Here is a 14,631-nt window from a genome sequence, read left to right as displayed (position 1 = left end):
AAGGTGCGGGCCGGGACGCAAACACCGCAGCTCACAGAGCTGCCCAGGGGTGGATTAGCCCCTGGATTACCCCCTGGACCCAAACCCTGCGCTAATCCAGGGGGTAATCCACCCCCGTCTACCGCTCGAACCCGCGGTCGCGGTGAGGCGCTGGCGGCGGCTTGCGGCGGTTGTTCGACTGTCCCGGGTTGGGTGGTGTCGGTGTCTGCGTTTGCCCGGTCGCACGCCGGACCGCCTGCGGGGTCGGTGCGGCCACTCGGCGGGGCTTGACTTCCTGCACGATCTGCCCGCGCTCGTCGTAGCTCACGCGCCCGGTCGCCGACAGCGCGATCCGGCGCGCGTTCCAGCCGTCGTAGGCGTCTCTGATCTCGGCTTCGGTCGCGTCGCGATCACCACCGGCCAGGACCCGCTCAGCGCGTTGGGTCGCCGCCCACGCTGGTGACCCGTAGTTGCCGATGTGGGGCTTGCTCGGATCCAGACCGGCCGCGCGCATGTGGATCTCGGTCAACGCCTGCTTGGCTTCCACGAGCATCGACGCCGCGGTGCGGGCGCGGTCGGTGGCCTCCAGCATCTGCCCCACCGCCAGCAGGCAGTCCACCATCGCCTCGACCAACGCGACGTTGCTCGCCTGCGGAGACTTCGCCGCCCACACCATCCGCGCCACATGACGCAGGCCGGACCCGTGAACACCCCACGGGCGCCTCTGATTCGCAGGCTGCTGCCCCGCTCGCGCGAGCTGGCGTGACAGCGTGTGCAGCGGTCCAGGGCGTTTCTCGGTCTGCACCGACAGCGCCGCGAAAAGGCCGGCCGATTGCGACGCCAGCTTCGCCCACGCGTCGCGATCTTCGGACGGGATCTCGCGCGCGTACTTCCCGAACCGCGCCAGCTCCACAATGGCCTGCTGCTCGCTCATCCGCGAATCGATCCCGGTGGCGGCGCGACGGCCCTGCTGGCTGGAGGTGGTGATCTCGCGCCACACCGCCAGCGCTTCCTCACCAGCTTCGAAGCTGCGGTCCCAGCTCGCCCACGTCCGGATCGCAGGCAAGGTCATGTCTGTCGCCAGCCGCCCGCCGCCGTACTCGATCGACTTCTCGCGCTTGCCGTCCCGGTTCGTGCGCGGCGGCAACGCCACCTTGTACCCGATGACCTCGTCCATCCCACCCGCAGCGAAGCGTGGGCTGATGATGATGCCCGCGGCTTGAACCTCCCGGATCCACTCCGCCTCACTCGACGAGGCCACCGCAAGGGCACGCACCCTGCGCTCCAGCGCTTCCCGATCGGTTTCCGGAGCGCCGAGACGTTCGGCGCGGGCCCGCTCAGCAGGGTTGGTGGCCCGCTCCGCGCCGCCCTCCTCCCGCGAGGCCAGCACCCGCAGCCCGTACTTGTGCTCCAGCTTGTTGCACGCGTCCTGCGCCCGCAGGAAATCCAGATACCGGTCCGCGAGGCTGCCGTCCGGCAGCACCACGCCCATCGCCACATGAATGTGGTCACCACCGGACTCGTTGAGCCCGTGATGCATCGCCGCCCACCGCGCGTCCGGCACACCATCGCTGCGGCCGGTGAACCCCATCAACCGCATGAAGTCGTTCGCGATCCCGCGCCACGTCTCATCCGAGAGTTGCCCCTCGCTCGCATCCAGCGTCAGCGAGCAATGCCAGGTGTTGTGGTCGCTGGTGGCCTGCTCGTAGGCAGCCTTGCGATCCATGCCCTGAGCGATCAACGCCTTCGCCTGCTTGTGGTCGGTCACCAGCACCGGCGCCCCACGCAACAACGTCTGACGCGGACTATCCAGCAGCCGCGCCAACTCCACCGCCTGCGCCTGGGTGATCCGACCGGCGAAAACCGCCATCGTCACCACATCACCGGCCAGCACCCGCTGATCACGGTGTTCGTTCTTGCGCCCCGGACCCGCGAGGTACCACAGCAGCTGCCGCATATACGAGCCCTTGCGGATGTTCGGGATCACGACGGCATCACCCGTCCAAATCGGCAGCGGCCCACTCGTTGTCCACGTCCAGGTCCTCCTCGGCGATCGACACCGACGACACCGCCGGCGCCAACCCCATCACCCACCGCGCCAACGCATCCAACTGCAACGACGCCCGCGTCGCCGCCACCACCGCCACCGCGATCCCCTCCGCCAGCTCACGGTTCTGATGGGAATAGCGCACCAGCTGATTCAGGTTGTTCATCGCCCCCCGCACCTGATCATCAAGTTCCAGCACCCGCAGCGCCGCATGCGCCCGCCCGACCTCCGTGCTCTGCCCGCCCAGCGTGGTCTCCACCAACAGCCGCGGCACGCTCATCCCCGCCGCCTCCGCCCGTGCGGTCAACTCCGCCTGCTCGGCATCCGACAGCTTCACCACCTGTCGGTGTGGTCTGCCCCCAGGCACATTCGCCGCGCGCACGCGCCTCGCCTGCGCCCGCCGATTCGGCGACTCCCCTGCCATCCGCAGCCCTCCTCCAGCCCAGCGCAGCGACCACCCGAAACCGGGTGGGGTGCACGATTAGTGCACCTAAAACTTAGCTCGCTGCCGCGAGTTCTGTTCCAGGATAACCCGATCCGCTCGGAATCCGGGTCGACCGAAAACGGGACCGCACCGCGCTGTCGAATCCGGCGCGGCGGAACCGGTCTCGCGGCTACCGTTTGCGGGCATGACTGCATCGCATGGGGAGCGCGCCGACGAGCTGGCGGCGCAGGCGAATCGAGAACTCGAAAAGGCACTCGCCTCCAGCGCGGACCTGTTGGACGGTGGGTGGGCCAACTACGCCGGCACCGGCCGGGAGGCCGCCGACCGGGTCATGTGGGAGCGGGTGCGAGCGCTACAGGCCCAGGCGCAGATCCACGCGACCCTGGCCCTCAACGACACCGCCTACCTGCGCGGGTAGTGTTCTGACACGACGAGACCCCGGCAGCCAGCTACTGCCGGGGTCTCGTCGTCGGTGTAGGGGGTGCGGCGCGCTATTTCCGCAGTTCGATCACGCGGGCGCCTGTGCGTGCGTTGGAGATCCGTGTGTCGGCTTCCAGCCAGTTCTTCACCGAGGCGAATCCCACGTGCAGGTCGCGAGCGATGCGGCTCGCTCCGTGCTCGGGGTTCTCCTCCTGGCGGGTCAGCACCTGGGCGATCTGCTCGACCGAGGAGCGTGCTGAGGTTGCCTTCTTCACCTCGTGCGCCCGCGCCCATACCGACGCGGTGATACCGGCCGGTGGTGCTCCATGCGCCGCGGCGGCGGAGTGCTCCGTAGCGCTGGTCCGGGTGCTACGCGGGGTGCTCCGTTCGGCGCGAGCGTGCTCCGCAGCAACCCTGCGGTGCTCCGTGGGCTGCTCCGCACGACGCTCCGCCAGAACCGAAGTGCTCCGCAGGGTGCTCCGCACAGCGGGCTTGGTGCTCCGCTGAGTGCTCCGTACGACGGGCGGACTGCTCGGTTCGTGCTCCGCAGACTGCTCCGTAGCAGTCGCCGAGTGCTCCGTAGCAGGGTGCTCCGCAGGGGTGCTCTGCTGCTCGGTTGCCCGCGCCGCAGGGTGCTCCACAACCTGCTCGGCAGGCTCGGTCTCCTCGGTGTCCGGCTGGTCCACGACCGGCTCTACCAGCGCTTCGATGGGTGCGGGCGCGGCTTGCTCGACGTCCGGCTCTACCACACGAGGCGAGGATTCGGTCTCGGGTGCCGTGGTGCTCCGCTGCTGCGCAAGGTGCTCCGTAGCGGGCGGGGTGCTCCGCAGACTGCTCAGTTCGTGCTCCGCAGAGTGCTTCACAACGTGCTCCGCAGAGTGCTTCGTAGCAGTGCTCCGCTCGTCCGGCTGCTCCGCAGGGTGCTCCGTAGCGGGGTGCTCCACAACGGTGCTCTGCTCGACGGGCGTGCTGCTTGGTTTGTGCTCCGCAGCAGCAACCATCGGGCGCTGCGTAGCAGGTGCTCCGTTCGGGTGCTCCGTAGCGGTGCTCCGCTCCTCCGGCTGCTCCGCAAGATGCTCGGTGGCCGGCATCTCGATGTCGTCGGCCGCGGCCTCGTGCCGGACGGGTTCGGGGCGCGCGGTGAGGATGTCGGGCAGGATCTGGTTCCCGGCGTCACCGACCTGAGTGAGGGCCACCAGGCGGGCGTGCAGGTCCTCGTGATCGGGGACTTCGGCGGTGGCTCGTTCGATGGCGTGGCCGTAGCGTTCGGCGACCAGGCGGTGGGTGACCAGGGCGACGCCGATCATGATCGGCGCGACCACGTGCACACCGAAACCGGTCACATCTCCCTCCCGGAGGTAGGGGAAGGTGTTGAGCGCGATGCTCGCGGTCAGCAGGACGCCCTCGACGGTGTAGACCTGCCACAGCTTGTCGATGACACCCCACTCGGCGGTGTCGGCGGTCGAGAGCATCAACGCGACCAGCACCACACTGATCAGCGCTTCCAGGCCGTAGGACAGCCAGAACATCGGATTGGTGGCGCCGCCGGTCGGGGCGATGTTCTGCTGCACCGTGACCGCGGAGAACAGCATCGAGAACGCGACCACACCGGCCAGAAGCCCCAGTACCCGTGGTTTGCGCTGGTGCAGGCGCGCGACTTTGGCGTGGGGACTGCTGCTGTGGCGCTGCTCCCCGATCGCTTGCGCGGCCCGCAGCAGGTCCGCGGCTTCCCGCTCGGCCAGCTGCGCGGCGGTGCGCCGTACCCGTTCGGCGGCGTCGGCGGCGGCCTGAATCCGCGCCCGCTTCTCGTTGCGTTCGTGGTCACGCACCAGCTCGGCCAACTCGCGGGAGGCGACGAGCTCACGCTCCGAGAGTGCTTCCAGCAGTGCCGGGTCGTCCTGGTGGGCCAGACGCTCATGGGCGATCTGCACCCGGTCGGGCAGCGCACCCTCGATCAGGGCGTCCCCATCGGGAGGGGCGGTTCGGGGTTTCGAACGGGAGGACATCAGGGAGAACCTTTCTCGGCGGTGTCGCGGATCGCGGGGTTGGTCGGTGCTGTGGGCCGTCATTTCTGGCCCGGGCGTTTCTGTGTGAGTTCGGATTCCAGGCGGGAGATGGTGTTCTGGGCGGCGGCCAGGGCGCGCTCGAGCGCGTCGGCGCGGGCGTCGGCAGCGGACTGGATCCGGGTGATCTCGGCGGCGTGGTCGCTGCGCAGCTGTTCGCGGTCGGCGCGAGCTTCCGACCGCACCGTAGCCAGATCGGCTCGCACTTCGCTGATTTCGGCCCGAAGTCGCTGCGCATCGGCGTCGGCGTCGGCGGCCGCGCGCTGGGCGGAGGTCGCATCCGCGCGGGCGGCGGCAAGCTCGCCCCGCAGATCCGTGGCCTCGGTGCGGGCGCCGGCCAGCTGGGTGCGCAGATCGGTGAGCTCACCGCGGAGCCGGTCGGCCTCGGTCCGAGCATCGGCGGCGGCCTGCTCGGAGGCGGCCTGGGCGGATTCAGCGCGGTGCCGCGCCGCGATCGCGGCGTCACGGGCATCGTGAGCCTCGGTGATCTGGACAGCGGCGTCGTGCTCGACCTGATCGACGCGAGCAGCTGCGGCCTGCTCGGCGGCCGCGATCTGCTCCCGTGATTGTGCCTCAACCGCCGCGATGCGCTCGGCAGTCTCCGTGCGGACTGTGTTGAGTTCGGCGATAGCAGCGTCGCGCTCCGACCGAGCTTGCGCTGCCTCACCGCGTGCCTGGGTGGCGTCTGCCTCGGCGGTAGCGACCTGCTCATCGGCTTCCGCACGGGCAGCGGCGACCTGCTCGGCAGCCTCGGTGCGGGCGGCCTCGATCTGCGCTACAGCCTCAGCGCGCACAATCTCGACCTGCTCGGCAGCGGAAGCCTCGGCGGCCGCGATGCGCTCCTCCGCATCAGCGCGCGCCGCGTCCCGGGCGGCGATCGCGTCTTCGGCCGCGCCCTCGGCCAGCGCCTTATCTTCGAGCGCGCGGTCACGCTCGCGGCGAGCGCTGATCGCATCGGCCTCGGCTTCGTCCGCACGGGTATTCGCCACCGCCAGCTCGGCCTCGTGCTCACGACGGATCTGCGTGACCTCCGCGACCGCCGCATCCGGATCGATCGCGGTCGCCACGATCTCGTGCACCCGGCCGACCAACTCCCCCAGCTGCTCGCGGTGCGCGGTCGTCACCATCTCCACCTGCGCCAGCAGCTCCGACAGCGACGCCCGCGACGACGTCACCGGCCGGGGCGCGTTCGACCGCTCCCGGCGCGGCGCGACCTGACCGGCCGCCGCCAGTTGCAGCTCCCGCCGCCGCTGAAACGCCGTGGTCCGGTCATGGGTGCGGCGCTGACCATCCGGATCCGTATGCGGCTCACCGCAATAGCTCGCCTGGCGGCCCGGACGCGCCGCCAGCGACACCGCCCGACCACACACCTGGAAATCGCCGGTCTCCGCATCGAAACCGACCGGGAACTTGCACACGCGCTGCTCACCCGCCGCCGACTCACCGGCTGGGGTCTCTGACTGCTCGCTCATACCTCGATTCTACCGCATATTCCGTTTCGTATTGTCGTTATTTACGAATCATACTGTTTCAGTAAAACGTTTTGATGAAACATAACAGGTAAGATCGCGGTCGAATCGACGGGCTATCGAGCAGCTGCTGCGGCCACCCCCGGCCGGGTCGGCGAGCGGTGCGAGCTTGGCGACCAGGGGTTTCGTCGAGAGCCGGGGATGCAGACGTGGGAGAAGCGGCTCATACGCCGGTGTGGTCGTTCTCTTCGCCGACTACTGCGCGGTATCGTCTCGGCTGAATCGAGCCAGGTAGCGGCCCCTGCCCTAGGGCGGCAGGGCGAACTCCGCTTCCTATTCGCCGCACCCGCCCCCGTGGAAAGACTCTTTCCACGGGGCGGGGCTTAGCTAGGAGTCACAGCCCATGACGACGGCAGATACCCGCCGAGTCCTGCGAGTCCTGTTCTCGACGTTGAAGGGCGGCCCCGGCAAGACGACCAGCGCGATCCTCACGGCTGTCGCGTTGACGCGCCGGGGCCTGAAGGTGGTCGTCATTTGCGCCGACACCCGCACGCGCGGCGCGACCGACTGGGTCCAAGAGGCGGAGCGGGTCGGTGACAAGGTCCCGTTCCAGCTCGCAATCTGGCACGAGAGCGACGGGCCACTGTCGCAATACGCCCGGACGGTCGAGCGTTCGACCGGCGCCGATGTGGTGATCATCGATACCGGTGGTGAGCAGCCGGAGAACTTCACCCACGGCTGCCTGTACGCGGACTGGCTGATCTGCCCGGTCGGCCCGTTCCGCGCCGAGCTGCGGCGACTGGTGCCGACCTATCAGAGCGCGGTCGCGGTCAACGACTCCGGATCCCCGCTCGAGGTCAGCGTCCTGCTGACCCGCTGCCCCGCCGCGCACAAGGGCAAGGCCAAGGAGGCGCGCGAAGCGCTCACCTCGAACCTGGTCAGCGACACCGGCGAGCTGGATCCCGACACCCCGTACGCGCTGGGCTTGGATGTGCTGAACACCGAAATCTCGCGCGGCGTCGCCTACGACGAGTTCTACGGCCTCATCCCCGAAGACGTCGGCGAGTACGACGACCTGGCGGAGGAGATCCTGGCCCGCCAGCGCGCGGACGAGGCGGCCTGATGCCCGCCCCGCAGCGACCGAAGAAGAGCCGCAGCGGATCCAGTGGTCTACCGTCCACGGCGCACAGCGACACCGCGGCGATCGTCTCGGCAGTGCTGACCACCACGCGAGCCGAGGTTTCGACTGATGGCGTCTCCGCCGCTCCCCCGCCGGCCTCCCAGATAGACGCGCCACTGGCGGAGTTCGCGCACCGGCCGGACAACCCGCGGTGGGCGCGTGAGTACGACCCGGAAGCCGATCCGGAGCTGGCGGCCTTCGCCGCGACGGTCGACGAGTTCGGCATCCTTCAAGCGGTGACGGTGTGCTCGCGTGAGGCGTGGCTGGAACACCATCCCCACGACAAGTTCGCCGACGAGGTCCGCTACGTCGTCATCATGGGCAACCGCAGGCTCGCCACTGCCCGGCACAAAAAGGTCGACAGGCTGCCGCTGCACCGCAATGACCGGCTCGCCGATCCGAGGCTGAGCAAGGAAAGCGGGATCATCGAGAACTACCACCGCAAGCCCTACGACCCGATCCGCGAGGGCGGCGAGATGGCCGCAGTGCTCGCGATGACCGGCGAGAGCAAGCGGGCCTTCGCCGAACGGATGGGAATCTCCCACACCCAGGTAAACCAGCGCCTCCAACTGCTCGAGCTGATCCCCGAGTTCCAGGGCATGGTGTCGGACCTGGCGATGCCAGTGCAGAAGGCCCTCAAAATCGCCGTACTTCCCGCCGAACACCAGCGTGCGCTGCTGGACCTCGGCCAGCCTTACGACCCGGATCGGCTCATCACCGAGCCAGACTCCGAGAGCGGCACTGACGATGGAAAGAGTCTTTCCACGACTGCGGCGGTGAAGATTCCCAAGAGCAGCACACCTGACGACGTCGCCAAGGTGCTGCGCGACAAGCTCGACCCAGCTCTACTCAATGCAGTCCTGAACATCCTTACCGGGGATGCTTCACTGCGCGACCCACACCGCGCACGCTGACTGGCTGCTGTCCCAGGACATCAGCCAGGCGGTCAGGGACCGCAGGCTGAGCAGCATGCCAAGCCGAGGCGAAGCTACGACTTTTCGAGGGCAGAGGCAGCTCGGCGATGACTTGTGTACCACTCAAGCACGCTCTGCTCAGTTGTTCCGAGCACGGCCGCAATGTCAGTCCAGCTCTTGCCGTCATTGAGTGCGTCATTGACGGCGACCCATCGGAAGTCGAGGAGCAGATCGACCAGGCGGGCGTTAGCGGTCAGTGCTTGTATGGCGGTAACCGGAGCGTACTCGGCGTTCTTCTCAGCCAGGCGGCGCTGGAATTCGCCTTCAGTGACGGTGATTTCCGGGCTCACCTGTAGCGGCTCGTCACTGTTGGGGTCAAGTCCAAGCGCTGCGGCGTGGGCGTGGTAGGTGCGCCAGACGGCGGTTAGGTCCCGTTCCCAACCCTCGGCGATAACTTCATCGACGTCGACGCCGCGAGGAATGCAGTCGTCGGCAGTGAGTTCCAGTTCCTCGGGTTCGTAGGCCATCTGGTGAGACTACTTGCGGCAGAGTCATTCTGGCGGCCCAGCGGCCATCTGGGCGGCCCAAATCGCCTCGTCCAGGCCAGAGTCCAGGTCCCACGGCGCGAGCTGCACGGGCGGCTCAGCGCCGCCATCGTGGTCAGCGGGGATCCGGTGGCGCAGCTCGAGCCAGGCGTGCCACTGGGCACGCTGGCGCTGGATCCGGGCGAGGAATTCGGCGCGCACCTCGTGCAGGCCGTGGGCGGCGGCGATGTCGTCGAGCGAGACGGGACCGGGGGAGACGGTGCCGCGGCCGCGCGTGATGAGCCCGGCCTGAGCGAGGACAGCCAGTGTGTCGTAGCCGGTGCTGCGCCCGACGCCCGCGGCCGCCAATACGTCGGCGACGTTGATGAGTCCGGTGTCGACGATCAGCTGGTAGACCGCGCGGTGGTGCAGCCCGAGGACCTTCCAGGCGTCATGGACCGGACGCAGCTGCACGCGGTCGGCCGGCACCGGCGCCACGGCCTGGTCCAGTTCCGGTCCGCTGTAGGCAGTGACCAAGCTGTAGCAGTCGGCCTCCCGGTGCACCGCGCGGCGGATCCGCAGGATCGGGCTGCCTGGCCGCTCCCGCAGATCCGCCAGCACATCAGCGACCGTCCCGACCGACAGCAGTCCCGCAAAACCCGCCAGCGCGCGCACACCGACTGCGACCAGGGGTGTGCCGTCCCGGCCCGTCTTGCCCGCCACCAGCGCGGCGTAGGCCAGTGCGTCGAGCACCGCGATCACCGTCCACCGATGCTGCTGACCAGGCCACATCTGGTGGACCCACGCATGAGCTGTGGCAAGCCAGCGGGAGTGGGTATCGCTGTGCAGCAGAGCAGATTTCGAGCCGTAGGCCCCTTCAGGGGGTGTGAGGTTTCTATTCCTGTGTTCGGGAGACCGGACTAACGAGCTGGCTGTGATCCAACGGGTACAGATGCGCTCCCAGTCAGCCGCCAGCGCCTCGTCAGGACGGCTGTAGTGCGAATACGCGGCCGCCAGTCCACGCCAGCTGTCGTCACGGCGCGCGCGCACGTCATCCAGGCTCCAGCCACGTTTCGCGCACGCGGCCAGGACGCTGGCGCGGGCCTCCGATCGGGAGGGCCATCGGCCATCGGCGGGCATAGCGCCGGTGACCGCGAACGCCTCCACGGCGCCCGGGAGAGGGCTTCTCCAGCACCAGGGGGCGCGCAGCCGCGCCGAGCTGCTCACGCCCTCCCACAGGTCCGCAGACAGCTCGACAGGGGCCGTAGAGGTCTGCTCGGGGGTGGTCCGGTCGGGGCCGACACCCAGGTACTCCCGCAAACGCGCGAGAAGACCAGGCTCCGCACCCTGGCGCAGCGCGGCCGCCGCCTCGTCGACGGCGCCGTCCAGCTCACGGACCGCCCCATCGCGGGTCGCCGACCCGGGCGGGGTGATCGCACCCGTGCGCGGGTTGAGCATCAGGCCGATATCCAGCGTCGGCAACCGCGAGGCCAGCAGCCGCATCACCGGCTCGATCTCGTCGCGACTGTGCGTCTCACCGGCAGCGAAGGCCGCGAGGACGTGGCGGCCGCGGTTGGCCGGGTTGAGGTCGGACACCGGCAGCGCACCGCACGCACGCAGCCACGCTTTCGCGTAGGCCACGTCCTGGGCCACCTGCACCGGCCCGCCGCGCTTGGAGTCGAAATCCAGCGCCAGCAGCCGCGTGCGGTGGGCAGCGTCGTAGACCGGCACCGCGGCCGGGTCCGCCGGCGGCCGCCGCGTCAGCCGCCGTGTTCCCTTCGTGGCGTTCGTATCGGGGTCGATCAGCCGCATCGACGGACGCGCCGCGATGAGCGGGGCAAGAGTCGCCCAAGCCAGCTCACGAGCCGTGTCGGCAGGAGCTGGAACGTCACTGTCAGTGGCGAGTAGCAGAGAGAGCTCGGGCAGCAAATCGTGACCTACTGCTCCGGCCGCAACGCTTGGTCGGGTGTCAGCGCTCTTGCTACCCTCATAGACGCTTTCCACAAGCGTTGGGTCCTCTGAGGGTATTGAGTGGGATCCGAGCGAAGGTCTCCAGTTGGCGCTGGGGACCTTCACCCATTTCTGGGGTGAGTCATGCCCATAACGGGCATGTTCTCCAGGCGGGTCAGGCCGGGAGTCTCAGATCCTCCTTGTATGCCGAGGGAAGTCCGGGGTAGTCCGGGAGCCCGAGTTCGCGTCGCAACGCGACCTCGTACAGAGCCCGGATGTTGATTCCTCGCGCGGCCGCCTCGTCAGCGATCGCAGCGACGACTTCGCGCGAGAGGTCGATGCCGACCTTCTTCGTTGGGGGCAGTTTCGCGGGTCTAGCCATGGCTGTAATTCCTAGAGGAAACGAGGCTATGGGTGCGGGAGGCGCGCCGAAAGGTACTCCACACAAAGCGTGTGGAATGAGTCTGGCCCGCGGGCTTGGCGTCCTACCCGTTGTGTCGAACGAGGTAGATGCGTGTTGCGACTGCGCCTCTGGATCTCCTGTCCTTGGGTCAGCCGGTTGCCTCACTGCTTTCGCGTGATCTCAGCTTGTGCCCAGAACGGGCGTACAGAACGCCAGGAGTCGATCCCGCCCTGGATGGCTTCAGGCGGAACGACTGCGCGGATGAGTCCCCAGGTCGCGAGCAGCCGCGGAATGACCAGTCGGCGGTCACGGTCCCGCTGTGGTCGGATGGCGTCTTGTAACCAGCGGTACGACTGCGCGATCTGGCATTGCAAGGTCTCGAACCGGGTGAGCCACTTCCGGTCGTATGCCCGTCGGGAGTTGAGGCGGAGTACTTCGCGCCACAGGGTGGCTTTGTCGCTCCGGTCGTGCTGGTAGTGGAATTTGTTGACGTAGTAGGTCGGTCGGTCGATGCGTGCCAGACGCTGTTGGAGGTCGATCTCTTCGTAGAACAGGAAGAACTGCTCATCGAACCCCTCCACAAGTTCGAATGCTGGACGTGGGATGAGCAGGAACGCCCCCATGTTCCAGTCGACGCGCCGATCGTCGGTATAGCCTGCCGGAGAGCGCTGCAACAGTGGCATCTTCCTGGCCTTTCGCCATTCCAGCGGCACGGTGGGGAACTCGTCCCAGGACCAAACGAGGTCACCACTGAATGACTGCTGCTGGATGCCGACGCATCCGAATTCGCCGAACTGCGTGACGTATTCGAGCAGATCGGCCATGTTGCAATCGATCGCGGTGTCCGGGTTCAGGAACAGGACCATCTGCACGGCGGGTCCAAGGCTGCTCACCGCTTCGTTGCAGGCCGCTCCGAATCCCACGTTGGTCCCGGCGATCACCCTGTTCACTGCTGGGTGACGCTCGGCGATCGCGACAGACTGATCCGATGAGCCGCAGTCCCGCACGACCACCCATGCCCCGCTGGCGTTGGACTGAAGCGCATCCAGACACTGAGGCAGATCGGTCGCGTTGTTGTAGGTCACGATCACTACACCGAGTGCGGCGTTAGGCGTCGACATAGCTCTCTCGTTTCTACGGCTGGAGGTCGCGGCCGATTTTCCAGACGCTCTCGTACCAGCGCTGGCATTGGTCGATGAACTGGGATTTGAATGACTCCTTGTCGGCCTGGTCGGTCTCGAGGTGGAACAGGGTCGCGTTCTTGCCCGCCAGGTCGAGCATCACCGTGTCTTCGCCATCCAGCGGTAGCTGGTGTTCCTCGATGGGGTAGAAGCCGAAGAAGGCATCGAGTCCATTGATGATGTAGAGCTTGAACAGCGGCGCAGCTGGGTAGACGCGGATCTGCACAGACGCGGACTCGATCAGCCCGATCCGCTTCAGTTCCAGTACTTCGTCGTGGATGCCGAATGCGTGGCGCTCCATGATTCGTTGCATTCGGCGGCGGAACGCAGGACTGTCTGCGAGGTCCGACGCCCGCGCGGGTAGCGCCCACGGCGTCCCAGGGTCCGGAACGAGGATTCGGACGTCGATCGACTCGGGACGGAATCGTCCGTCTCGGATCTTGTCCAGCGGCTCGGAGATAGCGCCGTGCAGTGTCTCCGCGGCGAATCCCGCGAAATCCACTGTCACCTTCGGCTCTACGAAGGCGCGCTCGAGGTGAGGTCGCAGCCCCACCGGTTTGCTCGTGCGCTCCTTCACGAACACTCCGGATCCAGCACGGCTGTAGACCAATCCCTCTGTGCGGAGTTCGCCAACCGCCTGCTGCGCAGTCACTTTCGACACGCCGTACCGCTGAGCGAGTTCAGGCCCGCTCGGCAGCTTCTCCCCTGGCTTCAGCTTTCCAGTGAGGATCGCGGCTCGTAGCAGGTCAGCGAGCTGCCGCCGAGGCGGGCGGGGGTCGTCAGGGTCAATCGCGCTCATGCCCATCAGCTTAGAACCTGCCTACCACCTGCATAAGTGGCCTATCCATCTATTGACCTGCATATGCAGGTTGGTGCACCATCTACCTGCATAGGCATCACGGAAGAAAGTTCCGGAATTCCCGCAGGAGGCCCTTCATGACTGTCGCTCTCTCAGCCGCTTCGAGCCCCGAGGATCTGGTCCCAGATGACCTGATCCCGGCAAGTACGGCGGCTTCCCTCATCCATGTGGACGCCAAGACCATCAAGAACTGGATCAAGACGGGCGACCTGCGCGGATGGCTCGTCAACGGGCGCCACTACCGCGTACGACGTAGCGAGGTTCTGAGTCTCGTTCAGCCCGTCGCGCCCTTCGGCGGTGACCGCTGATGAACATCCCGGCTGTTTGGACGCGCGAGACATGGCGGCGTGCGGCTGCGCCGACGATTCCGGCGGTGCTCGAAGTCCGCGGGCACATGGTCAGCGAGGCAACCGCCCACCAGGCGGACTACGTGGGCCAGGACCGGTGGGTGGTCTCGTACTTGCCGGGCCGCCAGTTGACGCGGGAGCAGGCGCGGGCGGCGATGCGGATTGCGGTGGCTCCGGACCGGATCGAGGTCGAGCGGTGGGCGGGTCTGCTGGGCCTGACTGCTGCGGAGGCTCGCGGTTTCGCGGCGCTGCCTGTGGGGGTGGCGTGATGGTGCGCGAGCGTGTGGTTGACGTGGTGATCCCGGTCGTGCCGGACTCCGGCGGCAACGGCAACGGCAACGGCATCGGTGTGGTCGCGGCGATGGCCGCGATGTTCGCCGCGGTCGTGGTCTTCGCCGCCGTCGTGTGTGTGGTCGTGGCCTGCACCGATTTCGGGCCGGGCAGCACGATCCCGACCGGGGGCGGTTGCGCGCCGTTCTGCACCGCGACCGTGACCGCGACTCCGGGTGCGGGGGTGGCGCGATGACCAGCATCGACCTGCTTGGTCCGGTGGTCTACCGCGATCGTGCGTGCAACGGGATCGACCAGGACGTGTTCTTCCCGCATGCGTCGCGGCCGAAGGAGATTCGGCGCGCTCAGGAGATTTGCGGGCGCTGCCCGCGGTTGGCCGAGTGCGCGGAGTGGGCGGCTCCGCTGGTGCGCTCGGGTGCTCTGTCCGACTGCGTGATCGCGGCGGTGAAGGTACCGGCCGCCCACTCCAACTCCAACAGACGCCGCCGCCGCGACGCGGCCGCCGACCAGCTGGAGGCCGTCGCCGCCAGCATCACCGAGATTGAGGGGGCAGCCTGAT

General features: G+C 67.7%; 16 protein-coding genes. 7 read left to right on the top strand and 9 right to left on the bottom strand.

Annotation, left to right across the window (positions count from 1 at the left end; genetic code table 11):
* Nucleotides 1-118: 118 nt before the first annotated feature.
* Both U3653_RS23060 and U3653_RS23055 read right to left on the bottom strand, forming a co-directional pair.
* Complete coding sequence (locus U3653_RS23060) at nucleotides 119-1,966, bottom strand: relaxase/mobilization nuclease domain-containing protein (RefSeq protein ID WP_195078878.1); 1,848 nt, start codon at nucleotides 1,964-1,966, stop codon at nucleotides 119-121.
* 7 nt (nucleotides 1,967-1,973) lie between these two features.
* Nucleotides 1,974-2,366, bottom strand: a complete 393-nt coding sequence (locus U3653_RS23055; RefSeq protein WP_323124747.1) for a plasmid mobilization protein — start codon at nucleotides 2,364-2,366, stop codon at nucleotides 1,974-1,976.
* A gap of 289 nt (nucleotides 2,367-2,655) precedes the next feature.
* Between U3653_RS23055 and U3653_RS23050 the strand changes: the two genes are divergently transcribed.
* A complete protein-coding gene (locus U3653_RS23050; protein ID WP_195078876.1) occupies nucleotides 2,656-2,889 on the top strand; it encodes a hypothetical protein in 234 nt (77 codons plus the stop codon).
* Nucleotides 2,890-2,962: 73 nt separating this feature from the next.
* On the opposite strand, the gene U3653_RS23045 is transcribed toward U3653_RS23050, so the two are convergent.
* The gene (locus tag U3653_RS23045) at nucleotides 2,963-4,897 is read right to left on the bottom strand and encodes a hypothetical protein (protein WP_195078875.1); all 1,935 of its coding nucleotides are present in this window, start codon (nucleotides 4,895-4,897) and stop codon (nucleotides 2,963-2,965) included.
* Nucleotides 4,898-4,956: 59 nt separating this feature from the next.
* Nucleotides 4,957-6,033 carry a coiled-coil domain-containing protein gene (locus U3653_RS23040; RefSeq protein ID WP_324722462.1) on the bottom strand — a complete coding sequence of 359 codons (1,077 nt, stop codon included), beginning with the start codon at nucleotides 6,031-6,033 and terminating at the stop codon, nucleotides 4,957-4,959.
* Between the two features lie 793 nt (nucleotides 6,034-6,826).
* On the opposite strand from U3653_RS23040, the gene U3653_RS23035 reads away from it, so the two are divergent.
* Complete coding sequence (locus tag U3653_RS23035) at nucleotides 6,827-7,546, top strand: ParA family protein (protein ID WP_195078873.1); 720 nt, start codon at nucleotides 6,827-6,829, stop codon at nucleotides 7,544-7,546.
* Nucleotides 7,546-8,517, top strand: coding sequence for a ParB/RepB/Spo0J family partition protein (locus U3653_RS23030; RefSeq protein ID WP_195078872.1), 972 nt, complete (start codon nucleotides 7,546-7,548; stop codon nucleotides 8,515-8,517). The genes U3653_RS23035 and U3653_RS23030 overlap by 1 nt, the downstream gene beginning before the upstream one ends.
* A 74-nt stretch (nucleotides 8,518-8,591) precedes the next feature.
* On the opposite strand, the gene U3653_RS23025 is transcribed toward U3653_RS23030, so the two are convergent.
* From U3653_RS23025 to U3653_RS23005, 5 genes are all read right to left on the bottom strand, one after another.
* Complete coding sequence (locus U3653_RS23025) at nucleotides 8,592-9,044, bottom strand: hypothetical protein (RefSeq protein ID WP_195078871.1); 453 nt, start codon at nucleotides 9,042-9,044, stop codon at nucleotides 8,592-8,594.
* 24 nt (nucleotides 9,045-9,068) lie between these two features.
* The gene (locus U3653_RS23020) at nucleotides 9,069-10,853 is read right to left on the bottom strand and encodes a hypothetical protein (protein ID WP_323124746.1); all 1,785 of its coding nucleotides are present in this window, start codon (nucleotides 10,851-10,853) and stop codon (nucleotides 9,069-9,071) included.
* Nucleotides 10,854-11,166: 313 nt separating this feature from the next.
* Complete coding sequence (locus U3653_RS23015; protein WP_195078870.1) at nucleotides 11,167-11,373, bottom strand: hypothetical protein; 207 nt, start codon at nucleotides 11,371-11,373, stop codon at nucleotides 11,167-11,169.
* A 182-nt stretch (nucleotides 11,374-11,555) separates the two neighbouring features.
* Nucleotides 11,556-12,515 carry a glycosyltransferase family 2 protein gene (locus tag U3653_RS23010; protein WP_323124745.1) on the bottom strand — a complete coding sequence of 320 codons (960 nt, stop codon included), beginning with the start codon at nucleotides 12,513-12,515 and terminating at the stop codon, nucleotides 11,556-11,558.
* Between the two features lie 13 nt (nucleotides 12,516-12,528).
* On the bottom strand, nucleotides 12,529-13,374 hold the full coding sequence (locus tag U3653_RS23005) for a GntR family transcriptional regulator (protein ID WP_195036217.1): 846 nt from the start codon (nucleotides 13,372-13,374) through the stop codon (nucleotides 12,529-12,531).
* A 137-nt stretch (nucleotides 13,375-13,511) separates the two neighbouring features.
* Between U3653_RS23005 and U3653_RS23000 the strand changes: the two genes are divergently transcribed.
* From U3653_RS23000 to U3653_RS22985, 4 genes are all read left to right on the top strand, one after another.
* Nucleotides 13,512-13,742 (top strand): helix-turn-helix domain-containing protein, encoded by a 231-nt coding sequence (locus U3653_RS23000; RefSeq protein WP_195078868.1) that lies wholly within the window; start codon nucleotides 13,512-13,514, stop codon nucleotides 13,740-13,742.
* 65 nt (nucleotides 13,743-13,807) lie between these two features.
* The gene (locus U3653_RS22995) at nucleotides 13,808-14,050 is read left to right on the top strand and encodes a hypothetical protein (RefSeq protein ID WP_323124744.1); all 243 of its coding nucleotides are present in this window, start codon (nucleotides 13,808-13,810) and stop codon (nucleotides 14,048-14,050) included.
* Nucleotides 14,050-14,307, top strand: coding sequence for a hypothetical protein (locus tag U3653_RS22990; RefSeq protein WP_195078866.1), 258 nt, complete (start codon nucleotides 14,050-14,052; stop codon nucleotides 14,305-14,307). The genes U3653_RS22995 and U3653_RS22990 overlap by 1 nt, the downstream gene beginning before the upstream one ends.
* A complete protein-coding gene (locus tag U3653_RS22985) occupies nucleotides 14,304-14,630 on the top strand; it encodes a WhiB family transcriptional regulator (protein ID WP_195078865.1) in 327 nt (108 codons plus the stop codon). Before U3653_RS22990 ends, U3653_RS22985 begins: the two co-directional genes overlap by 4 nt.
* The last annotated feature ends 1 nt before the right edge of the window (nucleotide 14,631 follow it).

The sequence above is a fragment of the Nocardia implantans genome (assembly GCF_035544775.1).
Taxonomy (GTDB): Bacteria; Actinomycetota; Actinomycetes; order Mycobacteriales; family Mycobacteriaceae; genus Nocardia; species Nocardia implantans.
Note: the sequence above shows the minus strand (reverse complement) of the source record. Positions and strands in the feature narration are given on the sequence as shown.